General features: G+C 51.5%; 20 protein-coding genes. 14 read left to right on the top strand and 6 right to left on the bottom strand.

From position 1 onward, the window contains the following. Positions 1–37 precede the first annotated feature (37 nt). From BN7444_RS09205 to BN7444_RS08835, 6 genes are all read right to left on the bottom strand, one after another. A protein-coding gene (locus tag BN7444_RS09205) for an IS3 family transposase (protein WP_417875541.1) occupies positions 38–1,464 on the bottom strand; the annotation gives its coding sequence in 2 pieces (ribosomal slippage) (positions 38–894 and positions 894–1,464; 1,428 coding nt in all). 72 nt (positions 1,465–1,536) lie between these two features. Beyond that, positions 1,537–1,881, bottom strand: coding sequence for a DUF6483 family protein (locus BN7444_RS08855; protein WP_068458318.1), 345 nt, complete (start codon positions 1,879–1,881; stop codon positions 1,537–1,539). After that, positions 1,878–2,843 carry a porphobilinogen synthase gene (gene hemB / locus BN7444_RS08850; RefSeq protein ID WP_068458316.1) on the bottom strand — a complete coding sequence of 322 codons (966 nt, stop codon included), beginning with the start codon at positions 2,841–2,843 and terminating at the stop codon, positions 1,878–1,880. Before hemB ends, BN7444_RS08855 begins: the two co-directional genes overlap by 4 nt. Beyond that, complete coding sequence (gene cobA / locus BN7444_RS08845; RefSeq protein WP_068458312.1) at positions 2,815–4,302, bottom strand: uroporphyrinogen-III C-methyltransferase; 1,488 nt, start codon at positions 4,300–4,302, stop codon at positions 2,815–2,817. Before cobA ends, hemB begins: the two co-directional genes overlap by 29 nt. Continuing rightward, positions 4,295–5,176, bottom strand: a complete 882-nt coding sequence (gene hemC / locus BN7444_RS08840; protein WP_068458309.1) for a hydroxymethylbilane synthase — start codon at positions 5,174–5,176, stop codon at positions 4,295–4,297. The genes cobA and hemC overlap by 8 nt, the downstream gene beginning before the upstream one ends. Then, a complete protein-coding gene (locus BN7444_RS08835; RefSeq protein ID WP_068458307.1) occupies positions 5,145–5,762 on the bottom strand; it encodes a precorrin-2 dehydrogenase/sirohydrochlorin ferrochelatase family protein in 618 nt (205 codons plus the stop codon). The genes hemC and BN7444_RS08835 overlap by 32 nt, the downstream gene beginning before the upstream one ends. Before the next feature lie 150 nt (positions 5,763–5,912). On the opposite strand from BN7444_RS08835, the gene BN7444_RS08830 reads away from it, so the two are divergent. From BN7444_RS08830 to BN7444_RS08765, 14 genes are all read left to right on the top strand, one after another. Continuing rightward, on the top strand, positions 5,913–7,910 hold the full coding sequence (locus BN7444_RS08830; protein ID WP_068458306.1) for an S-layer homology domain-containing protein: 1,998 nt from the start codon (positions 5,913–5,915) through the stop codon (positions 7,908–7,910). Between the two features lie 112 nt (positions 7,911–8,022). Then, positions 8,023–8,712, top strand: a complete 690-nt coding sequence (locus BN7444_RS08825) for a tRNA threonylcarbamoyladenosine dehydratase (RefSeq protein ID WP_068458304.1) — start codon at positions 8,023–8,025, stop codon at positions 8,710–8,712. Between the two features lie 10 nt (positions 8,713–8,722). After that, positions 8,723–10,888: an ATP-dependent helicase gene (locus tag BN7444_RS08820; protein WP_068458302.1), complete on the top strand. Its 2,166-nt coding sequence runs from the start codon at positions 8,723–8,725 to the stop codon at positions 10,886–10,888. Position 10,889: 1 nt separating this feature from the next. Then, positions 10,890–12,833, top strand: a complete 1,944-nt coding sequence (gene ligA / locus BN7444_RS08815; RefSeq protein WP_068458300.1) for an NAD-dependent DNA ligase LigA — start codon at positions 10,890–10,892, stop codon at positions 12,831–12,833. Next, positions 12,830–13,108, top strand: coding sequence for an Asp-tRNA(Asn)/Glu-tRNA(Gln) amidotransferase subunit GatC (gatC, locus tag BN7444_RS08810; RefSeq protein WP_068458298.1), 279 nt, complete (start codon positions 12,830–12,832; stop codon positions 13,106–13,108). Before ligA ends, gatC begins: the two co-directional genes overlap by 4 nt. 9 nt (positions 13,109–13,117) lie before the next feature. Further along, on the top strand, positions 13,118–14,548 hold the full coding sequence (gene gatA, locus BN7444_RS08805) for an Asp-tRNA(Asn)/Glu-tRNA(Gln) amidotransferase subunit GatA (RefSeq protein WP_068458296.1): 1,431 nt from the start codon (positions 13,118–13,120) through the stop codon (positions 14,546–14,548). Then, positions 14,548–15,975 carry an Asp-tRNA(Asn)/Glu-tRNA(Gln) amidotransferase subunit GatB gene (gene gatB, locus BN7444_RS08800; protein ID WP_068458295.1) on the top strand — a complete coding sequence of 476 codons (1,428 nt, stop codon included), beginning with the start codon at positions 14,548–14,550 and terminating at the stop codon, positions 15,973–15,975. Before gatA ends, gatB begins: the two co-directional genes overlap by 1 nt. Before the next feature lie 15 nt (positions 15,976–15,990). Then, positions 15,991–16,602: a DedA family protein gene (locus BN7444_RS08795; RefSeq protein WP_068458293.1), complete on the top strand. Its 612-nt coding sequence runs from the start codon at positions 15,991–15,993 to the stop codon at positions 16,600–16,602. Continuing rightward, on the top strand, positions 16,599–17,798 hold the full coding sequence (sfsA, locus tag BN7444_RS08790; protein ID WP_068458291.1) for a DNA/RNA nuclease SfsA: 1,200 nt from the start codon (positions 16,599–16,601) through the stop codon (positions 17,796–17,798). Before BN7444_RS08795 ends, sfsA begins: the two co-directional genes overlap by 4 nt. Further along, entirely contained in the window at positions 17,795–19,117 is a 1,323-nt protein-coding gene (locus BN7444_RS08785; RefSeq protein ID WP_068458289.1) for a cobyrinate a,c-diamide synthase, read from the top strand. The genes sfsA and BN7444_RS08785 overlap by 4 nt, the downstream gene beginning before the upstream one ends. After that, positions 19,105–20,577, top strand: coding sequence for a cobyric acid synthase (locus BN7444_RS08780; protein WP_218016017.1), 1,473 nt, complete (start codon positions 19,105–19,107; stop codon positions 20,575–20,577). Before BN7444_RS08785 ends, BN7444_RS08780 begins: the two co-directional genes overlap by 13 nt. Positions 20,578–20,590: 13 nt before the next feature. Beyond that, positions 20,591–21,253, top strand: a complete 663-nt coding sequence (locus tag BN7444_RS08775; protein WP_068458285.1) for a response regulator transcription factor — start codon at positions 20,591–20,593, stop codon at positions 21,251–21,253. Further along, entirely contained in the window at positions 21,246–22,211 is a 966-nt protein-coding gene (locus BN7444_RS08770; protein ID WP_068458282.1) for a sensor histidine kinase, read from the top strand. The genes BN7444_RS08775 and BN7444_RS08770 overlap by 8 nt, the downstream gene beginning before the upstream one ends. 73 nt (positions 22,212–22,284) lie before the next feature. Continuing rightward, positions 22,285–22,956 (top strand): ABC transporter ATP-binding protein, encoded by a 672-nt coding sequence (locus BN7444_RS08765; RefSeq protein WP_068458280.1) that lies wholly within the window; start codon positions 22,285–22,287, stop codon positions 22,954–22,956.

The raw sequence follows: 22,956 nt of genomic DNA, 5'->3' as shown, positions 1-22,956 counted from the left end.
TTTCGCTTGCTCGATTTTGTTTTACATAACTTATTTTCTAAGCGGTTTTCATTCGTTCACGGTATTGCTTTGGACTTAGCCCTCCTAATTTTTCTTTGATTCGGTCGTTGTTATAGTAGTGGATAAAGTCTTCGATCGCCCGCACAAGTTTCTGCCGGCTTCGGTAGACGTAACCGTCGTAGATTTCTCTTTTCAGTACACTGAAGAAGTTTTCCATGGGTGCGTTGTCGTAGCAGTTACCTTTTCTCGACATGCTTTGAAAGATGTGGTGTTCTTCTAACATGGCTTGATAGGCGGTCATTTGGTAGCCCCAACCGCGATCGGAGTGGAAGGTGCGGCGATAGGGACAGGTGTTGGTTCGTTCGATGGCTTTTTCTAAGCCTCGTAGCATGGTGACGCCGTTGGGCTGATCGGATAGGACGTAGCTAATGATTTCCAGATTGTACATGTCCATGTATGGATCGAGGTAGAGTTTCTTTGTTTGAAGTTTCCCCGCTTTATCTTCGACGTAGTATTTGAATTCTGTAGTGTCGGTGGTAATTTTTTGGTAGGGGATACAGGTGTTGAAGCGTCGATTGATTCGATTCTTCTTGATCTTACCGACGACGCCTTTGTAAGAGTTGTACTTCTTGTATTTCCTGCCATAGGCACGGACTTGAAGGCCCATGTCTTGAACCAGTCGTTGAACTTTCTTTTTGTTTACCGCCCAACCCCGGTTCTTCAGCTCCAGATGGATCCGGCGGTAGCCGTAGTCTTTGTGTTCGCGCCGAATGGCGAGGATTTCGTCTTTCAACGCTTGGTCTTTGTCTTCTTCGCTCCACTTTTTCTGCCAGTACATGAAGGTGGATTTGGGAAAGTTGATGGCAGCGAGTATCTCTGTTAGTTGGAATTGTTCTCGGAGTTTGGCGACGATCCTCGCCTTTTTCTCATTTTTTCTTCCCTCACCAAACTCCTTAGCTCCTCCAGGTATAGCTTTTGAATGGTGAGTTTCCGGTTCTCCGCCTCTAATTCTTTGATGCGGTTTTCCAATGCCTCACGCGAGGATGCATCAAGAGGCTCCTTCTTAGTTGCAGACTTCGGTGGTTGATTGCAGGCGTCTTTCTTCGTCACAGGTCTCCCTCGCTTATGTGTTCGCAGCCCCTCCATGCCCTCCTTTCGATACTGACTGTGCCATTTGGCGATCATGGACGGATTCGTCAAACCAAGTTCAAGGGCCAATTGTTGGTAACTGCATTCGCTCGTTTCGTAACGTGTAATGGCTTCTAACTTAAACTCTACACTGTACTCACGTTTATTTCTAGAGCGCATTAACCCTTCATCGCCAAATTGTTTGTAATTATTGACCCAACGTCTGATCAGTGATTCATCAATTTGATATTTATCTTCTAAGATGGGATAGCTTGACTCTCCGAACAGGTATTCTTCGACGATTTTCCTTTTTAATTCATAACTGTATTTTGCCATTAAAAGACCCCCAAAGGTTGGATTTCTTGGTCCAACTTTTGGGGGTCAGTGCACTCGAACTTTTTTAATGGATTAAAGATCCACGTGAAACAGCTTGGCGTAATCGCGAAGGCCCGTTTCGATTTCCTTTAAAGAAAAATCTCCTCGCCGCAATTCCTTTTCGTCGATTCTGAGCAGAGATTCGTAGAAGAGAATGCCCGTGGCGAGATCCGCCTCGCCTTCGTCAAAGGCGTCGAAGAGGGCGTCCTCCGCCTCGCCGTATTTGCCTTCCCGAGCGAGGGAATAGAGGGTTTGGGAGAGAGACGTCGCTTGCGTCGCTTCCTTTGCCTCGTCGCTGAAGCCCATGGGATAGGCGAGGCCCAGGAGGAACTGAATCAACTCCTTGATTTGCTGCATGAGAAAGTCGTTTTTAATCATTCATTGCCTCCCATTTTCTTTGCCAATTCCTTGGCATGGTAGGTAATAATCAGCTTAGCCCCGGCGCGCTTCATGGCGATCATGTTTTCGTAAATAATGTCTTCTTTGAAGACGCCGTCGCGAATGGCGTTTTTGATCATGGTGTATTCGCCGCTTACATTGTAGGTGACGAAGTTCGTGTTAAAGCTGTCCTTTGCCCGTGCCAGCACGTCTAAATAGGCGAGGCCGGGTTTCACGATAATAAAATCCGCGTCCTCATCTAAATCCTGGGCGATTTCACGTAGGGCTTCGTCGCCGTTGTGGAAATCCATTTGATAGGATTTTCTGTCGCCGAAGGCGGGGCAGCTGTCGGCGGCGTCGCGGAAGGGACCGTAATAGCTCGAGGCAAATTTCGCGGCGTAAGACATAATGGGCACGTCCTTAAAGCCGCCTGCGTCCAAGACCTCGCGAATTTTCGCCACGCGAAAATCCATCATATCCGACGGCGCGATCACATCGCTTCCCGCCTTAGCGTGGGAGAGGGCGATCTTCGCCATGTACTCGATGGTGGCGTCATTGTCCACCATGCCCTTATCGTCTAAAATGCCGCAGTGGCCGTGGTCGGTGTACTCGCACATACAGACGTCGGTGATGATGACGAGTTCGTCGGTAAGAGCTTTTATCTTACGGCAGGCTTCCTGCACGATGCCGTTTTCGTCGTAAGCGCCGCTGCCTACATGGTCCTTGTGATTGACGACGCCGAATAGGATGACGGCAGGGATGTGAAGGGCAACGAGCTCCTTGATCTCATCATCCAGCCGATCCACGGAAAAGTGGTAAACACCGGGCATGGATGGAATTTCCCGCTTAATGTCTTCGCCTTCCACGACGAAGAGGGGGTAGATGAAATCGGAAACGGAGAGGGTGGTCTCCTCGGTCATTTTTCTAAGCAATTTATTGTTTCGAATTCTGCGCATGCGCATGCTGTGACAGCTCCTTTAATATAGTTTCCAGGAGAGACTCGCGTGTGGCTTTTTCTCCCGAATAAATATTTTCCTCTTTTATTCCCAGTTTGACAAGGCTTTGTTTCGTCGTCTCGCCGATGGCGAAGACCGTCGGGCCGAAAGCCGAGAGACCGTAGGCGGCGTAAAAATTTTTCGCCGCGGAAGGGGAGAGAAAGACCGATGCGTCGGAAATTTCGGTCAAGGGCTTCGGATCTGAGGGGGCGACGGTATGGTAGATGATGCGGTCCGTGGTGCAGGCCATGTCTTTCAGCACGACCCCTAAATAAGGATCGCTCGCCGCGGCGTGAGGATAGTAAAGGCGATCCGTCTTCTTCAGTCGCGTCTTTAAAAATTCCGCCATGTGCCGGCCGTCGTAGATGTCGGGTATGCCGTCGGCGCGAAGGCCGTAGGGGGCAAGGGCCTTGGCGGTTTTTTCGCCAACCACATAGATAGATACGCCGGCGAGCTTTCGAATATCGTGGGCTTTTAAAAATGCGTCGAAGAAATAGTCCACGGCATTTTTCGACGTAAAGACCAAAGTGTCGAAGGAAAAATCCGCGAGATCCTTTTGAAGCACGTCTCTATTCACGGCTTCGGTGCGGATCATGGGCCGGAGAATGACTTGGGCGCCCCATGCCCTCAACGGCTCCGCCATGGCCTCGGGATGTTCGTCGGTTAAAATGATCTTTTGCCCGGTAAGGGGCAAGTGGTTGAAGGGCGTGAGCTCTTCGTGTAGATCCACCACCTCGCCGACGACGATGAGGCCCGGGCTCGTTACCTCGGGCGGAAGGCCTCGGGCGGCAACTTTTTCAAGATCCGTATAAAAGGAAAAACTTTCGCCGTCGTCGGATAGCTTTAACACGGCCACGGGGGTGGCGGGATTTTTTCCGCCGGCCATGAGGTCCCGGACGATGGATGCGGCATTTTTCAGTCCCATGTAAAAGACCAAGGTCCCGGGCACTTTGCCGTAGACGGTAAAGTCATCCTTGCCTTTGGCGCCGTGGCCCGTGATAAAGGACACGCTTTGGGCCACGTGCCGATGGGTCACAGGAATGCCCGCCATGGCGGGGACGGTGACTCCCGAGGTGATTCCCGAGATCACGCGAAAGGGAATATTTCTCTCAGATAAGTATAAGGCCTCTTCGCCGCCGCGACCGAAGACATAGGGATCGCCGCCTTTTAAGCGAATCACCTGTTTGCCCGAGTTGTAGCCCTTTTCCAAGAGCGCGTGAATTTCATCTTGGGACAGGGTGTGATTGCTTGCGGCCTTTCCCGCGTAAATCTTCTCCGCCTTCGGCGCGAAATCCAAAATCGCGGGATCCATGAGCCGGTCGTAGACGATAAAGTCGGCGCGAACCAGGGCTTTATAGAGGGCGAGGGTAATGTTGTCGCGGCCGCCGATGCCTGCGCCGGCGAGGATGACGGGATATTTATTCATGGCCCTTCACCTTCCTAACAAGCTCCAACACATCGTCCATCGCTCTTTCAGCCGTGGTGGTGACGGTGGCATAGATCAGGGGCTCGTCCACGGTTTCGGCAAAGCAGCCGTGGAGGGCGATGTCTTTGCCGTTCTGCTCCATGTGAATGCCGATAGGGGACTGGCAGGAGGCGTTCAGCGCCCGTTGATAGGCCCGCTCCACCTTCATGCGAAGGGCGGCATGAGAATCGGAAGCTTCGGCAAAAATTTTCAGCAGTTCGCGTCGGTCTTCCGCAAGCTCGATGCCCAAAAGGCCCTGAGAAGGCGAGGGAATAAAGCGTGTCGGATCCAAGGGGGCCGTCACCTTGTGGGCCAGGCCCGATCGGGCGAGGCCAGCGTAGGCGAGGAGAGTGCCGTCGGCCAAGCCTTCTTCCACCTTTTGAATCCGCGTCTCCACATTGCCGCGAATGGGCACAATTTCTACATCGGGATAAAAGTGCTTCAGTTGAGCGATGCGTCGGTTGCTTCCCGTGGCCACGACCATTCGGGCCAGATCCGCCTCTTTAAAGTCCATAGCCTGCCCCACAAAGGCATCGGCATCCGACGGTGCTGCCGGAGGCGGGGCGAGGGTATAGCCGCCCAAAATCTTCGAGGGCATATCCTTTAAGGAGTGCACCGCCAAATCTACCGTCCCTTCTCGAAGGGCCCGCTCCAATTCGCCGACAAAGACGCCGTTTTTGCCGATTTTGTGAATGGGCAGGGTTTTGCAACGATCCCCTTTTGTGGAAATAGTCACCAGCTCAGCATCCAAGCCCGCCTCATTTAAAATGCCTACCACTTCCGTGGCTTGAATCTGTGCCAGTTTACTCGCTCTCGTTCCCACCCTCAGGGTCATACTTTGCCTCCCAATGCGCCTTGCTGATTTTTTCTTCCCGCCACAAATCTTCCATAATTCGAGAAATGTGTTCGCTCTTTCGTTCCAATAAAATTTTTCGAATCCTGTTCATCTCTTCCAGCTTCGCCACGTCGTATCTTTCCAGAAAAGCTTCCATATCTTCCTTTACGTGCTTCGATATGGTGGGATTTTCAGAAGAAACACTGACCACGAGAGGCCCGCGGTTCACCACGGATGCCATGTGAACATCCGATGTTTCGGGATCCGACGTGGAAAGAACCGGCACGGAAGATAGCTTTGCCCGCCGCACCAAGGCGGCATTTAATGCCGCATCGTCCGTGGCTGCGATTAAAAAATCGTAGGCAAAGAAGCGGAAGTCGGCATCCACGGTTTTTTCTTTCAAGAAAATTCGATCCGGATGCTCTTCCGCCAATTCGCACAAGCTCTCGTCGAAGACGGGAGCGAGGCAGTAAAAGCTGAACGACGAAGGGAGCAGCCCCTTCATCTTTGTCGCCGCCGCCTTCCCGCCGCCGACGACAAGCACTTTTTTATCTTGTGTGTCTACCATGAGAGGAAAATATCGCATAGGCCCTCCTAATTTCACAATTGCTTTTACCATTATATCAAAGAGACAGGATAAAACCTTAGGACTTGAAATGAAATCGTAACAGCGAAGGGCTTGCACCATGTTATAATAAGAGCAGGTAGGATTTTTTATGAATTCTAGGAGGAAAAAATGAAGAAAAACAAAGCAAAAACAGTGGCCACTTTGGCCTTAGCAGGCGCATTATTGACATCGCCTTTGACGGCCATGGCCGCCAGCTTCAAAGACGTGAATGCCAATCACTGGGCCTATAGTCACATTTCTAAATTAAGCGATTTACGCATTATCAGCGGTTACGACGACGGTACCTTTAAGCCGACCCGTTCGGTTAGCTATTTAGAAGTACTCACTTTACTGAAAGGGATTCAAAATCCCACATCGGCGGAACTGACACAAGCGATTACCACACAAGGACACATTGCCGATGCCTATAAAGTGCCTAAATGGGCGAAGCCTGCTGTTTGTATCGCTCTTCAAAATAATGTTATTTCGGAAATGAATTTGAAGGCGGCCTACAAGCACGGCTACATCACCGACACACCGAAAGCCGGTCAATTCCCCGGTCGCGAGCTGATTATGGTTTATTATGCCAAAGCATTGGGCATTCAACCGATTCAGGACAAGACGAAGATCAAGGTAAAAGATAACGCTCTTATCGGAAAGACGTCAAAAGACTTAACCGGGGATGTAGATATTAAAGGTTACTATGCCGCAATGATCGAAGCAGGCATTTTCCATGAAACCGGAGATGATGGCTTCTTCAATCCCAACGCTCCTTTAAAACGTGAACAAATGGCGACGATCACTGACTTTAGTTACGACTACAGAGCGGTACAAACCTTTGAAGGCGACGTCGTCGAGAACACGGTGATCAAAAATGAAGCCACCTTCAGCATTAAGGACAAGACGGGAAAAACCATCGGATTCGTTCTCAACTCCAACACCGCCGTCACCTTAAACGGTAAAGTAGGAAAACTTAGCGACATTACTGCAGGAAGCACCGTCAAAGTTAAGGCATTTGCTCAAGGCGGCGGCATTGCTCCTTATAAAGCCGTTTCCGTCGACGTTATCGGCAACGACGCCGAAGGCAAAGGGATCGTCGACAGCCGAAAGAACGACGACATCCAAATTTCCTATTCCACGAAAAAAGACGTCGTCGTCGACAGCAGCTTTAAGCCGGAAAAAACCGCAAGCTTTAAATTCGATAAAGACACGGTCATTACCAGCTTAGGCAAGAAAATCGACAAGAGTGCCATCAATGTCAGAGACCTGGTCAGCTTCAAGTCGCGCAACGGTGTCTTAAAGGAAGTCATGGTTTATCCCTATAGCGGCATGGTCAGCGGTGAATTCGTCAACTTCGAATATAATCGTATCGGCGTTTCCCGTATCATCTTGAAACTTGAAAACAAGCAAGAACAAGACTTCATCGTCAAGGATGAAAAAGTCGCTAGGGAACTTTTCGACCTGTCGCAACGAATCAACAAGGGCTATCCCTTGACCTTGAGCACCAGATACCATGAGGTTGTCGATGCAAAAGAAATGGAAACGACTCTCGAAGGCTTTTATTTAGGCTATTACAATGCTGTAAATGGCTATGAAATTTCCATTGGAAATGGACAAGGAACGAAATTCTATCCCGTTGCTGAAAGAGTCAATTATGTGGAAGGTGATAAGAAGTTCCTGACATCGTTTAATCAAGAGCAGCTAGGAGAACAGTTGAAAAAATTCAAAGGTGCTCAGCGAGTTCAAGTTGTTCTTACCTTAAAAGGTGGAAAAGTCATCGGCGTTCGAGTTATTGGTGTTTTAGATAAAGCTGATATTTATACACCCTTGGATTCCGTTAAGCGTCTCGAAGATGTAACACCTCCTTTCGGACATAATACTTTGCCCGGTTACAAGGCTTATGCTTTCACATTTAAGATTGATGGTAAGACGGAGACGAGAAATTTAATGGTAGCTGAAAAATACGTACCGATCATAGATAAGTATATAAATACATTATCTTTGTCATCCATGTCTTTAAAATATGACGTATACACCACCTTCGCGGGAAGTGGCGAAAAGGTATATGGTAACCTGAGATTGGATACGCCGGAAGAAAAAAATATTGAGCTCTATCGTTATAATTAAACAGAAGTGAGCAACTTAATAATAGCATTGATGCTAAAAGGCCCTATGGTTTGTCCCCATAGGGTCTTTTTTGATATAATAAATTGTTAGTATGGGATAGGAGGTGCTTGGAATGGATCCGTTTTTACGAACCCGTTGGCTCATCGGCACGGAGGCCGTCAATCGGCTGCAACAGATGCGTGTCGCCGTTTTCGGCGTCGGCGGCGTCGGCGGCTTTTGCATCGAGGCATTGGCGCGGGCCGGCGTCGGCGCATTGGACATCGTGGATTACGACCGGGTGGATGTGACGAATATTAATCGGCAAATCATCGCCACGACGGAAACCGTAGGTGCGCTGAAGGTGGATGTGATGAAAGAGCGCCTCGCATCCATCGTGCCCAAAACGGCGGTGCGCACCTACCACCTTATGTATAACGAAGCCACCGCCGATGAAATCAACTTCGGCGATTACGATTACGTGGTGGATGCCGTGGATCAGGTGACGGCGAAGCTATTGATTATCGAAAAGGCGCAGGCGGCCGGCGTGCCCGTCCTATCGGCTATGGGCGCCGGCAATAAATTACATCCGGAAGCGTTGGAGATCGCCATGCTTTCCGAAACCAAGGTCTGTCCCTTGGCACGAGTCATGCGCCGGGAAGTAAAAAAGCGGGGCCTCGGCGATTTCCCCGTGGTTTATTCTACGGAGGAGCCGAAAAAAGTGGAAGGCATCGACGAGCGTTCGCCTGCGAGCATTTCCTTCGTGCCGTCCACGGCGGGTTTGATCGCGGCGTCGAAGGTCATCAGGGATTTAGTCCGAGAGTAGAAAGAGGGTCGTGTTGTTAGAAAATTATAATGATCGTCAGAAAGAAGCTATACTTCACACAGAGGGCCCTCTCTTGGTGCTCGCCGGAGCCGGCAGCGGCAAGACCCGCGTGGTCACGGGCAAGATCGCTTTCTTAATCGAGGAGAAAAACGTTTCTCCCTACCGCATCCTCGCCATTACCTTTACGAATAAGGCGGCGAAGGAAATGAAGGATCGAGTAGCCCGCCAATTGGAGCGAAATATCGATGGCATGTGGATCAGCACCTTCCACGCCATGTGCGTGAGGATTCTTCGTGGCGACATTCACTTCCTGGGTTACGACAAAAACTTTGCCATTTACGACGGCGCCGATCAAAAGACGCTGATGAAAGAGTGCATGAAGGAATTGAATCTCAGCAAGGACATGTACAATCCCTACGGCCTTCTGAGTCGAATCTCCGCGTGGAAAAACGAGGGCACGGATCCGGATGCCGCCATGAAGGAAAATTTCGGCGATTTTCACGGGCGGCAGACGGCGGAGGCCTATCGCCTTTACGAAAAGAAGAAGCGGGAGAACAACGCCCTGGATTTCGACGATCTATTGGTGAAGACCGTGGAATTGTTTCAGCTGAAGAAGGATGTCCTCGCCTTTTATCAACAGAAATTCGATTATATTTTCGTGGACGAGTATCAGGACACGAACCACATTCAGTACTTACTGGTCAAGATGCTGTCGGGGAATGCGAAAAACCTCACCGTCGTCGGCGACAACGATCAATCCATCTATCGCTGGCGGGGGGCGGACATCGGCAATATTCTTTCCTTCGAAAAAGATTTTCCCGGCGCGAAGACCATTTTGCTGGAGCAGAATTACCGCTCCACCACGCCCATATTGGACTGCGCCAATGCCCTCATCGCCAACAATCCCACGTTGAAGGAAAAGAATTTGTGGACGGCCAATGAAGGCGGCGATCCCGTGGTCTATCGGGAGTTTTACCATAACACGGAAGAGGAAATGGCCGTGATCCAAAAAATGGAGCACTTGAATTACAAGGGCACGGCTTACGGGGACATGGCGATTTTGTACCGCACCAACGCCCAGTCACGGGGCTTTGAGGAAGCCCTCATGCGGGAAGGCATTCCCTACCGCGTCGTCGGCGGGCTGCGCTTCTACGATCGCCGGGAGATCAAGGACGTTATCGCCTATTTGGCGGCGGTGGACAATCCCAAGGACGATGTGAATATGAGTCGTATCGTCAATGTGCCGAAAAGGGGTATAGGTGATACGACCATCGACAAGCTGCGGGCCTTCGCCGGCGAAAAGGGCATGAGCCTCTTTGACCTCATGGAAAAATTAGACGACTACCCCGAGCTGAAAATCCGTGCCCATAAAAACATACGCGATTTTGTGAACCTGATTCACCTTCTGCAAAACAAAGCCGCCGAAATCGGTTTGACCGCACTGGTGGAAGCCATTCTGTTCGAAAGCGGCTATGCCGACGAGCTGAAGCGGGAGGACACGGTGGAATCCCGCACTCGATTGGAAAATGTGGAAGAGTTTATTTCCGCGGCGGCGGAATTTGAAGAAGTCAATCCCGATCAAAGCCTCACGGATTTTCTCGGCAATCTAAGCTTAATCTCCGACAAGAATGAATTGGACGACGAATCCCACGCCGTGAAGCTCATGACCATTCACGGGGCGAAAGGTCTGGAATTTCCCGTGGTCTTTGTCGTCGGTTTGGAAGAGCGGCTTTTCCCCACCTCCAGAAGCTACGACGACGAAGAGAGCATGGAGGAAGAGCGTCGGCTTATGTACGTGGCGGTGACCCGGGCGGAAGAAAAGCTCTTTCTTTCCTCGGCCAAGTCGCGCACCCTTTACGGCAAGCGTAACGGCGCCGTCAGAAGCCGCTTCGTGGAAGAGATCGAGGATAAGATTTCCGTCCACGAAGAAGAGAGCAGAAAAATAGACTTAAAGAGTCGCCACGAGATTTACACCGGGGCGGCCATGGATAGAAAGCCCGCGAGGGAAGTGGCGGAAGATTTACCCGAATTACATCTCGGCGATACCATCGTCCACAAGAAATGGGGCGAGGGGATGATCGTTCAGTTAAAAGGGGACGAAGGCGTCATTTCCTTTGAAGGAAAAGGACTGAAGACTTTGAATTTAAAGGTGGCGCCGATTCGAAAGAAGGAATAAGATGGAGAAGATGAGAGAGATCATCGACCAATTAAATACCTGGGCCCACGCCTACTACACCTTGGACGCGCCCTTGGTGGAGGACAAGGCCTACGATGCCCTCTACGATAAGCTCGTCGCCCTGGAAAAGGAGACGGGGGAAGTGGCGCCCGATTCGCCTACTCGCCGCGTCGGCGGCGATCTATTGGATGGCTTCGAAAAGTTTACCCACGAGAAGCCTCTCTATTCCCTGGACAAGGCCCAGAGCTACGAGCGCCTTAAGGCCTGGTGTGATCGCATGCACGAGGCCGGCGCCGACGATATGGGCTATATGGCGGAGCTGAAATTCGACGGCCTTACCATTTCTTTAACCTACGACGACGGCAAGCTCACCCGGGCAGTCACTCGGGGCAACGGCACCGTGGGTGAAGTGATTACGGAGCAGGCGGTGACTATATCCACCGTTCCTTTAAGTATTCCCTTTACCGGGCACTTGGTGGTTCAGGGGGAAGGGCTTATGCCCTATGCCAGTCTGAAAAAATACAACGAGACGGCAGCGGAACCCTTAAAGAATCCGAGAAACGGTGCCGCCGGCGCTTTGCGCAATTTAGATCCCAAGGAAACCAGGCGGCGCAGGCTCACGGCGTACTTATATAATCTCACCGATGCCGAGGGGATGAATTTCGAAACAGACGAGGAAGTGAAGGCCTTTTTAAAAGAGCAGGGCTTTCTCGTTCACCCCATGACCCGGCGCTGCAAAGACTTTCAGGCCATACTCGATTACATCGAAGAGGTGGAGAAGATTCGGGACGATCTGGACGTCATGATCGACGGCGTCGTGTTGAAAATCAACGACGTCACCAAGCGGGACGCCCTGGGCTACACGGTGAAATTTCCCCGCTGGGCCATCGCCTATAAATTCGAAGCGAAAGAAGTGGTCACAAAACTTCTCGACGTGGAATGGAATGTGGGCCGCACGGGCAAGGTGACGCCTACGGCCATACTGGAGCCCGTGGACATCGACGGGGTCACCATTCAGCGGGCCACCTTGAATAATTACGACGACATCCTGCGAAAAGGCGTGCGAATCAACGGAAAAGTGCTTTTACGGCGAAGTAATGACGTGATTCCGGAAATTTTAGAGGGAATCGGCGAAGAAGGTGATAGAATAGAGATGATCACCCATTGTCCCGCCTGCGCCACGGAGCTCGTGCAAAAGGGCGTGCACAGCTTCTGTCCGAACACCATCGGCTGCGAGCCCCAATTGGTGGCGCGGATCGATCACTTCGCCTCTCGCGATGCCATGGACATTACGGGCCTCAGCGAAAAGACGGCGGAGCGATTAATCGCCGCGGGCCTTTTGCACGAGATTCCGGATATTTACGCATTGAAGCGGGAAGATCTCATGACCCTCGAGGGATTCGGCGAAAAGAAAGCCGACAATCTCTTAAACGCCATTGAGGCCTCGAAAAAAATCAGCTTTAAGCATTTTATCTACGCCTTGGGCATCGGACAGGTGGGCATTAAGACTGCCGGCGATTTGGCGGATCACTTCGTCGACTTCGACGCCCTGGCAAAGGCCGATGAATCGGAGCTTATCACCATCGAGGACATCGGTCCGGAAACGGCCCAAGAGATTCATCTCTTCTTTACGGATCCCGTTATCGGCGGCTACGTTCACGATTTAATGGACGCCGGCATGGAGCTGATCTACGAGCAAACGAAAAAATCCGGCGTTCTCGACGACATGACCGTGGTCCTCACGGGCACCCTGTCCCGGCCCAGAAGCGAAGTAAAATCCTTGCTGGAAGCCGAAGGAGCGAAGGTCACGGGCTCCGTCTCGAAAAACACGGATCTGGTTCTCGCCGGGGAAGCGGCGGGGTCGAAAGCGGAAAAAGCGGAAAAATTAGGCGTACCCGTCTTATCGGAAGAAGCCTTTAATAGAAAGTGGGGGAACCTCCTATGAATAAAGACCAAATAAAGCATATTGCGGAAATTTCCAAGCTCTACTTCACGGACGAAGAACTGGACGGCATGGTCAAGGAATTTTCCGACACCATGGATCTCATCGACACGATTAAACAGTCGGACATTCACTGCGTGCCGACCTTCCATACGAACACTTTGCCCAATCGTCTTCGCGACGATGAAATTCGTCCTTCTTTGGATAGAGAAGACGCGACGGGTAATGCCGTGGCCGTGAAATACGGTTACTTCGAAATCATTAAATTTGTGGAATAAGGAGGGCTTATGAATCTGACCCATTTAAGCGGCCTGGAAACCAGACAACTGTTTCTCGACGGAGAAATTACCTGTACGGAACTGGTGGAAGCCTATTTGGAAAATATTAAGCGGGACGACGAGGATCTGAATGTCTTCATCACCCTTACCGACGATATCGCACTGGAAAAGGCGAAGGAATTGGATGAGAAGCGCGAAAAGGGCGAACCTCTGGGAAAGATGGCGGGCATCGTCGTTTCCTTAAAGGACAATATCGCCATGAAGGATGTGCGTATGACCTGTGCATCGAAAATGCTCGCCGATTTCGTTTCGCCTTACGACGCCGTGGTCACGGCGAAGCTAAAGGCGGAAGATGCCATTCTTATCGGCAAGGTGAACCTGGACGAATTTGCCATGGGATCTTCCACGAAGACTTCTTATTTCGGAACGACGAAAAACCCCGTGGACAGAACCCGTGTCAGCGGTGGCTCTTCCGGCGGTAGTGCCGCTTCCGTTGCGGCTCATTTCTGTGCCGTCAGCTTAGGTACCGATACCGGCGGTTCCGTGCGTCAACCGGCGTCCTTCTGCGGCGTCGTGGGCATGAAGCCCTCCCACGGCAGTATTTCCCGCTACGGCGTCGCCGCCATGGCCAACACCTTTGACCAAGTCGGCGTCTTGGCTCACACCGTAGACGACGTTCAATACGTCCTGGAAATCCTCAAAGGATCCGATCAACGAGACGCCACCTGCATCGGAAACGACTCCCTTAACGATGAAGCTGTGAAAGGCGCCAAGCCCTTGAGCGAACTAAAGGTTGCCATTCCCGACACCTTCAAGACCTTCGACGTGGAAGATTCCGTTCGCGAAGCTTTTCAACGGACCGTGGACTTTATGAAGGAAAAGGGCGCACAAGTGGAGTACGTCCATATCGCCAGTCTGGATCTGGCCATTGCCGTGTACCATATTTTGGTCAACGGCGAAATTGCGCCTAACATGAGCCGTTTCGACGGTATTTTGTACGGCTTTATCGCCGACGATTACGACAACATCGACGATCTCTATATCAAGACCCGCAGCGAAGGCTTCGGCGACGAAGTCAAGCGCCGGATCATGATCGGATCCTATATTATGAGCATGGATCACTCCAAGGAATACTTCGAGCAATCTTTGGAAATGCGTCACTGCATGATGGAAGAATTTAATCAGGTCTATAAAAATCACGACGTGATTCTCTGTCCCACCTCGCCGACAGTGGCTGTACCTATCGACAAAAATATGTCCCCGGTTCAAACCTATATGCTCGACCTGTTTACGGTACCCGTGAACCTCATCGGCACCGGCGGCATCAGCGTGCCGGCTAAGGACAAGGACGGGCTTCCCGTGGGCATTCAAATTATTCCGAAGAAGAGCAATGACCATCAAGCCCTTGCCACGGCGAAAGAATTGGAGGGAAATATCTAATGGGTTACAAGACAATCGTGGGATTAGAAATCCACGTCGAATTATCCACCAAGACCAAGGCCTTCTGCGGCTGCGAAAACGCCTACGGCAGAGAGCCCAACACCTGCACCTGTCCGGTTTGTTTAGGTCTTCCCGGCGCCACCCCCGTCTTAAACAAAGGCGCCGTGGAGCGTGCCATTGAAATCGCCACGGCCTTTCATATGGAAATCAATCACAAATCGACTTTCTCCAGAAAGAATTACTTCTATCCCGACTTAACCAAGGGCTACCAAATTACCCAAACCGACGAAGCCGTGGCCAATCACGGTTATATCGAAATCGAAACCGATGAGGGTCCCAAGAAGATCGGCATTCACCAAATTCAATTGGAAGAGGATACCGGAAAGAGTCTGCATACGGAAAAAGGAACGACGCTCATGGACTACAATCGCTGCGGCGTACCCCTGGTGGAAATCGTCTCCGATCCGGACATGGCCTCGGGCCTTGAAGCTCGCCTCTTCCTCGAAAAATTGAGAAACACCTTGCGCTATTTGGAAGTCAGCGACGTGAAGATGGAAGAGGGCTCCCTGCGCTGCGACGTCAATGTCAATATTAAAAACACGGAAACAGGCGAACGCAGTGCCATTTCCGAAGTAAAGAACCTGAACTCTTTCCGTGCCGTGGAAAAGGCCATCGACTACGAAGTGGCCCGTCAAATCGAGCTTATGGAAAAGGGCGAAACGGAATTGCGCGCCACCCGCCGCTGGGACGATGCGGAAAACAAAACCGTAGTCATGCGGGTGAAGTATACGGCCAGCGACTACCGCTTCGCACCGGAAGGAGACCTGGGCCCCCTGTTCATCGACGACGAATGGATCGAAAAAGTGCGCAAGGGCATGGCGGAACTTCCCGATGTGAAGATCGCTCGCTTTATCGAAACCTACGGTCTAAAAGAATACGATGCGAAAGTCATTTGCGGTTCGAAAAAAGTTGCGAACTACTTTGAAGAGGTGGCCAAGCACTTTACGGACTACGATATGCTTTCCAATTGGTTTATGACGGAATTTCTGCGCCGCATCGAAGTCACCGACGACGGGGACATGGAGGTGCCTTTCGAAGGAGAAGACTTCGCCTATCTCTTGGAGCAAGTGAAGTCCGGCAAGATCAACAATAACGCCGGGAAGAAAGTCTTCCGCATCATGTGCGAAGAAGGCAAAAAGCCCAAGGCCATTATCGAAGAAGAAGGTCTGGTGCAAATCGGAGACGCTTCGGAAATCGAAGCCATGGTCAAGGAAGTCTTGGCGGAAAATCCCGAGTCCGTGGAACAATTTAAGGCGGGCAAGGACCGCGTCGTCGGTTTCCTCGTGGGCCAAGTCATGAAGAAAAGTCGCGGCAAGGCCAATCCTCAAATGGCCAACGAAATGCTCGTGAAATTTCTTAAGCAATAAAAAGGGGAATGTTCAGTGGAACGTGTGATTACATCGGCCATTACCAATTACGGATACCTGGCCGTATTCGCATTGATCTTTATTGAAAATGTATTTCCGCCCATTCCATCGGAAGTGATTTTGCTCCTCGGCGGTTTTTTCGTCGGGCGGGGCAATCTCGCCTTTCTTCCCACGGTCTTGGCGGCCACGGCGGGCTCGCTTTTGGGCGCCTACATCCTCTACGGCATCGGACGCATGGTGCCTACGGAAAAGATTTACGACTCCGCCGAACACGGTTGGATGGGCAGACTGGGCTTTAAGAAAAAGGAAATTATGGGCGTGGTCAACAAGTTCGAGCACAAGGGAAAAGCCCTGGTCCTCGTCGGCCGTTGCGTGCCCGTGGTTCGCAGCCTCATCTCTATTCCTGCCGGCATGGTGTCCATGCGAATCTCCGTGTTTTCCCTGCTCACGGCGGCGGGCTCATTTGTATGGAACTGCGTGCTCACCTTTCTCGGCTATAAAACCGGTGAGAACTGGCATGTGATCCTCACCTATTTGGATTACTACAAATATATTATCGTGGCCCTATTGGCGGTCATCGCCATAGGCTATTTGATTTGGCATTTTAAACAAAAGGACGCAGAATGAAATATAAACGCATGGAAGAAGCGATTTTTCTTAACAGGGAAAATCGCTTTATTGCTATGGTAGAAAAAGACGACAAAAAAATACGGGTTCACGTGCCCAACACCGGCCGCTGTCGGGAACTTTTTATCCCCGGGGCGAAAGTGCTTTTAGATGGAGCGGATCCCGCAAGGAAACGCAAGACGCCTTACAGCTTGGTCACGGTGTACAAAGGGGACCTTCCCATTAATATCGACTCCCAGGCGCCCAATCAATTGGCGGCGGAGTATTTCGACGGCGCGCCTTATTTAAAGGGCTTCGGAAAAATTCTTTCCTACGAAAGGGAAGTGAAGCACGGTAACAGTCGCTTCGACTTTTATCTTAAAGGCACAGAAGGCGAAGGCTTTTTGGAAGTGAAGGGCGTCACCTTGGAAGAAGTGGGCCTGGCGAAATTTCCCGACGCGCCTACTATGCGCGGGGCGAAGCATATTCGCGAACTGGGCGACATGGCTACGGAAGGAAAATGCTGCGGCGTGCTTTTCGTGGTTCAGATGAAAGGCATATGGGGCTTTACGCCAAACGTGGAGACGGATCCCGAATTCACTCAGGCACTGAGGGAGGCGGAAGAGAAGGGCCTCCATATTTTCGTCGTCGATACCATCGTCGACGGGGCGGAAATGGAAATGGATAAAGCCGTGCCCTATTTCAAAAAGGCGCCCCTATCCCTCGTAAAGACCCGGGAAGAAGAGCTGCCTGTCGTCGTGAACCTTATCGATTCGGCGCGGGCCGCATTAAAGATCGACGGCGTGGATCAATGGCAGGGCGTGGTTCCTACACCCGAAGAGCTTTTGGAAAATATCAAAGCAGGGTGTTGCTACTTCTTTAAAGACGATACCGTCGCAGGCATGGCTGTGTTAAAAGAAGGGGCGGATCCCACTTACGGAAGCATCGACGGCGAGTGGCTTACGGAGGGCGACTACCTAACGATTCATCAATTCGTCGTCGCCGAAAATAAAAGAGGCGAGGGCATGAGTCGGCGCATGATGGAGCGGATTTTCACCTACGTAAGGTTTAAAGGCATCCCCGCCATTCGCATCGACACCCACGCCGATAATTTCCGAATGAGGGGTTTAATCGAGTCCACGGGCTTTACCTACTGCGGCGTGATTACCGTGGCCGACGGCACCGAGCGTGTGGCTTATGAGCAGGTGATTTTATGAAGCGACTATTATTATCCGCCGGGCACTCCGGCGCGGGGAAGACGTCCATAACCATGGGGATCATCGGCGCCCTGATCCGCCGAGGCATGACGGTGGCATCGGCGAAGATCGGGCCCGATTACATCGACCTTATGTACCACCGCGCCCTGGGGGCATACGGCGTGAACTTGGACCGCCATCTTATGGATGACGATTACATTTTCCACCTTATGGCTCGCCTGGAGATAAAGGACGTCATCGTCATGGAAGGGGCCATGGGCTACTACGACGGCATGTCCACCACGACGGCATGTTCGGCGGCGGAGATGGCGTATTTCACCAAGACGCCGACGATTTTCATCGCATCGGGACGGGGCAAGGGAGCGAGCCTCGGCGCGGAGCTTGCGGGCTTTTTAAATTATAAAGAAAACACCATTGCCGGCGTCATATTGAATCACACGAAGCCTGCCATGGCACTCTACTACGAAAAAATCATCAGAGAAGCCACGGGGCTGACCCTCTTCGGTTGCATTCCCGATTTGGATCGGGACTTGCCCGAGCGTCATTTGGGCCTGCATCGACCGGAGGAGATAAAAAACTTCCGCACCTTTGCAGAAAATTGGGCGGACGTCGTGGAAAATTACGTGGATTTAGATAAGCTCCTCGCGGCTTGTGAAACAGAATCCGTGAGCAGTGAAATAGCCATTAGCCCAACTCGGGAAAAAATTCCCGTGGCGCTTGCGAAGGACGAGGCCTTTTTCTTTTATTACGAAGACGTCCTCGACGATCTTGCCGAGAGAGGAGTGGAATGGATTCCATTTTCGCCGCTCACGGATCCTCTGCCGAAAGGGATCTGCGGCGTCTATTTGGGCGGCGGCTATCCGGAGCTTCACAAAGAAGCCTTGGCGAAAAACACAGGCCTTGCCCGGGATTTAAAATCCTTCGTCGAAAGCGGCGGCGTTCTTATCGCCGAGGGCGGCGGCTTTATGAGCCTTCTCGAAAAAATCGACGGCAGAGAAGCCTTCGGCCTCTTTCCCGGCGAGGCGAAAATGACGGAGCGCCTGCAGCATTTCGGCTATCAGATAATAAATGCGGAAGAGGACGGATTGTTATTAAAGGCCGGCGAGGCCGCACCCGTCCACGAATTTCACTACAGCGCCGCCGATGAAGAGGGGAAGGACCTTCTCATCCAAAAGCCGGACGGCAGGGGAAAGAGGCGCACGGCGTATTGCGGAAAAAACTTTTACGCCGGCTATCCTCAACTCCATCTAAGCGGCAATAGTAAACTCAGGGAAAATTTTCTGAATGCATTAAAGGAGGCGACACCGTGGCAGGGTTAATGGTATTGGGAACGGCATCCAACGCGGGAAAAAGCGCCATGGTGGCGGCGCTCCTTCGCATTTACGCCAACAGAGGCTACCGGGTGGCGCCCTTTAAGGCGCAGAACATGGCGCTGAACAGCGGCATTACCGACGACGGCTCGGAAATCGGGCGGGCGCAAATCGTGCAGGCGGAGGCGGCGCGGATACCCGCCGACGTGCGCATGAACCCTATTCTCTTAAAGCCGACATCGCCGGGGGTGAGCCAGGTTATAGTAAATGGACGTGTCTACAAAAACCTCGAGACACGAGCCTATTACGCCGAAAAGAAAAAGCTCTTTCCTAAAGCCTTGGCGGCTTATGAATCCTTGGCCGACGAATTCGACTTCGTCCTGTGCGAAGGCGCGGGGAGCGCATCGGAGATCAATTTAAAGAGCGTGGACATGGTAAACATGGGCTTCGCCAAGGCGGCGGACATTCCCGCCATACTCATCGCCGACATCGATCGCGGCGGCATGTTCGCCTCCGTTGTAGGCACATGGGAGCTCTTTGACGAGGACGAGCGAAGAAGGCTCAAGGGCATCGTCGTGAACCGCTTCCGCGGCGACGTGTCCATATTGGAGCCGGGGCTTAAAATTTTAGAGGAGTGCACCGGCGTGCCCGTCCTCGGCGTCGTGCCCTACGCCGACGTGCAATTGGAAGCGGAAGACTCACTGGCCATGGAATTTCACGAGGCGAATGACGCAGCTGTGGACATCGCCGTGATTCATCTGCCCCACATATCCAATGTCACCGACGTGGCGCCCTTTCAAATCATGGATGATGTTCGCGTCCGCACCGTCGCCCGAGTTGAAGAATTTGGCGAGCCGGATCTCTTGATCATCCCCGGAACGAAAAACACCATGGCCGACTTAAAATGGCTGAAAGAAACGGGATTCTATTCCCGCGTCCTGCGTCACGCAGAAAGGGGCGGCGCCGTCTTTTCCATTTGCGGCGGCTTTCAAATGATGGGGGACACCCTTTCCGATCCGGAGGGCGTGGAAAGCGGCGGCACCATGGAAGGCCTCAAGCTCTTTCCTATGGACACCGTCTTCTCGAAAGAAAAAAAGCAGTGCCGGTTGGAAACGACGATTACCGCTTCCGAGGGCCTGCTGAAAAATCTGAATGGAACAAAAGTAACGGGCTATGAAATTCATATGGGACTAAGCAAAATAAGAGAAGCGGGAGAAATAGAAAAACTGACGGAATCCGGCGGCATCGCAATAAACGGCCGCCTCTACGGCACCTACATCCACGGCTTCTTCGACGCCCCCCATATCGCCGAGGGAATCGTGGCCGCGCTGAAGAAAGAAAAAGACCTGCCGGTGAAAGAAACCGTGGACTACGCCGCCTTTAAAGACAGCCAGATCGAAAAACTGGCGGTCGTGGTGGAAGAGGCGTTGGATATGAAGAAGCTGGATGAAATCTTGGGCTTGCTGTAAAGGGAGGCGACCATTGAAGATACTGATGATCGAAGACGACGAGACCATCGTCTACGGCGTGAAAACTTATCTGGCTCGGTACGACATGGAAGTGGTGGCGGCGAGTCGATTGGGCGATGTGGGCGAAGAGCAAATTCGCTCCGCCGATCTGCTCATTTTGGATGTAAATCTTCCCGACGGATCGGGTTTCGATTTTTTAAATTGGGTCCGTTCCTTTTCTAAACTGCCCATTCTCATGCTTACGGTAAAAGGTGACGAAGACTATGTCGTGAAAGGTTTGTCTGAAGGGGCCGATGAATACGTGGCAAAGCCATTTTCCCTTCCCGTACTGAAGGCGCGAATTGACAATCTTTTCAAGCGTCGCGTACCGGAAGAAGAGTTGCTGGAATTTAAAGAGCTGATCTTAGACAGGCAATCGAAGATGGCAATCTTGCGGGGCGATGCAGTGGACTTAAATAGACAGGAATTTGATCTGCTGGCCATGCTATTGGCACATCGGGGCAGACAATTGTTGCGAAGCCAATTAATCGACGAGGTGTGGGGCTTTGGCGACGAAGTTAACGATAATACACTCACCGTCGCCGTGAAGCGCCTTCGCAAGAAGCTGGGACCTTACGGCCATTTTATAAAAACTGTGCGGGGCATGGGCTATTTTTGGGAGGACGGCGATGACTAAGAGACAGACCCTGTTGATCCTATCGCTGAATCTCGTCCTTTCCATGGTTGTGGTTGCTTTCTTTCCGCGCTTCGATTGGTTGACCGTCGCGCTATTTTTTCTGATTAACACAGGGCTTTACTTTGCCATCGATCGCTTTGAAGCGAAGGCTTGCATGGAAGTCGAAAAGAAGGTTGACGACATGATCCGTCTCCTACATAGTTCGGATTCGGAGTCTCGAGTCGATGAGGCCGAAGAAGACGATTTTTCTAAGCTGAGAGATGAAATCGTGAAGATGACATCAGAAAATAGGCGCATCACTCAAGAGGCGGAGAGGCGTCGTGTTCAACTGACGGAGTATACGGAAGATATCGCCCATCAAATCAAGACGCCCATTACAGGTACCTTGCTTATGCTGGATCTAATCGACGATGCATCTGACAAAGAGGCCCTTATACGTATGGGCCGATCCATGGAGCGCCTCTTGGGCCTTTCCGATGCGCTACTTAAATTGGCGGCGGTGGACAGTGATGTGGTGGCCATGAAAAAAGAAGCGGTCGACGGTATGGAGCTGGCGACATCCGTGGCGGAAGGATTGGAAAGTGCCTTCGGGAGAGAAAAGATCCCTTGCACTATTTATGGCGAATCAGTGGCTCTTTATTGTGATAAGAAATGGACCTACGAAGCCCTGTTTAATCTGGCGAAGAACGGCATGGAAGCGTCCAAAGAAAGAGGTATCGCTATGACTTTTATAAAAACCAATGTCTACAAATCCATTGTCGTCGAAGATTTCGGCGAAGGCATGGATCGGGACACCTTGGAACAAGCATTTCGGCGCTTTTATAAAAAAGATCCCAACACACCCGGCTTTGGCATCGGCCTCCCCATGGCAAGGGCGATTATGAAAAGACAAGGCGGCGATCTCCTCTATACAAAAAGGAAGGAATCAAATCGATTCGAGCTGCGCTTTTACGAATAAATGAGGCATCGGTACTCGGTCACCGACCGGTCACTTTCACTTGATATCGTAGGCTCAGAAAAGGAGGAACACTATGCCTATTGTAAAAACAGTGAATCTAACGAAAACCTACGGTCGGTCGGTGGAAGTACACGCACTGGACGGCGTGAATTTCCAGTTGGAAAAAGGAGACTTGGTGGCAATCATCGGCGACAGCGGATCGGGAAAATCCACCTTGCTTCACCTTTTGGCGGGCATCGACAGGCCCACCGGTGGCGAAATTTTCATTCAAGATAAAAACATTACCACCCTCAGTAACGAGGAAATGACCATTTTCCGCCGCAGAAATATTGGAGTCATCTACCAATTTTTCAATCTGATCCCCAATATAACGGCGCGGAAAAATATCTTGCTCCCCCTGCTACTCGACGGAAGGAGGGAAGATGAGGCTTATTTTAAAGAGATTATTTCGATTCTCGGGATCGAAGATAAATTGGATCGCTATCCGAAACAACTTTCCGGCGGCGAACAACAGCGAGTGGCCATTGCCCGAAGCTTAATCACGAGGCCCGCGTTGATTTTAGCGGATGAGCCCACCGGAAACCTGGATCGGCGAAATTCCGAAGAAATCACCGCCCTTTTCCGATTGGTCAACGAGCGAACCGGCTCCACCATGGTCATCGTGACCCACGATGAAAAGGTGGCCAACAGCTGCCAAAAAGTTTTTCGCATGATCGACGGAAAACTCTTCCCTTCGGAGGTGTAG

The organism is Peptoniphilus pacaensis, assembly GCF_900088125.1.
GTDB classification, from domain to species: Bacteria; Bacillota; Clostridia; order Tissierellales; family Peptoniphilaceae; genus Aedoeadaptatus; species Aedoeadaptatus pacaensis.
This window is presented reverse-complemented; position numbering and strand designations above follow the sequence as displayed.

Bases quoted from the DNA above. Each gene is read 5' to 3' on its own strand.
- hemC (WP_068458309.1), bottom strand. From the start codon at position 5,176: ATGACCCTGAGGGTGGGAACGAGAGCGAGTAAACTGGCACAGATTCAA.
- BN7444_RS08765 (WP_068458280.1), top strand. From the start codon at position 22,285: ATGCCTATTGTAAAAACAGTGAATCTAACGAAAACCTACGGTCGGTCG.
- BN7444_RS08830 (WP_068458306.1), top strand. From the start codon at position 5,913: ATGAAGAAAAACAAAGCAAAAACAGTGGCCACTTTGGCCTTAGCAGGC.
- gatA (WP_068458296.1), top strand. From the start codon at position 13,118: ATGAATCTGACCCATTTAAGCGGCCTGGAAACCAGACAACTGTTTCTC.
- BN7444_RS08835 (WP_068458307.1), bottom strand. From the start codon at position 5,762: ATGCGATATTTTCCTCTCATGGTAGACACACAAGATAAAAAAGTGCTT.
- sfsA (WP_068458291.1), top strand. From the start codon at position 16,599: ATGAAATATAAACGCATGGAAGAAGCGATTTTTCTTAACAGGGAAAAT.
- BN7444_RS08770 (WP_068458282.1), top strand. From the start codon at position 21,246: ATGACTAAGAGACAGACCCTGTTGATCCTATCGCTGAATCTCGTCCTT.
- ligA (WP_068458300.1), top strand. From the start codon at position 10,890: ATGGAGAAGATGAGAGAGATCATCGACCAATTAAATACCTGGGCCCAC.
- BN7444_RS08785 (WP_068458289.1), top strand. From the start codon at position 17,795: ATGAAGCGACTATTATTATCCGCCGGGCACTCCGGCGCGGGGAAGACG.
- gatB (WP_068458295.1), top strand. From the start codon at position 14,548: ATGGGTTACAAGACAATCGTGGGATTAGAAATCCACGTCGAATTATCC.
- gatC (WP_068458298.1), top strand. From the start codon at position 12,830: ATGAATAAAGACCAAATAAAGCATATTGCGGAAATTTCCAAGCTCTAC.
- cobA (WP_068458312.1), bottom strand. From the start codon at position 4,302: ATGAATAAATATCCCGTCATCCTCGCCGGCGCAGGCATCGGCGGCCGC.
- hemB (WP_068458316.1), bottom strand. From the start codon at position 2,843: ATGCGCATGCGCAGAATTCGAAACAATAAATTGCTTAGAAAAATGACC.
- BN7444_RS08855 (WP_068458318.1), bottom strand. From the start codon at position 1,881: ATGATTAAAAACGACTTTCTCATGCAGCAAATCAAGGAGTTGATTCAG.
- BN7444_RS08825 (WP_068458304.1), top strand. From the start codon at position 8,023: ATGGATCCGTTTTTACGAACCCGTTGGCTCATCGGCACGGAGGCCGTC.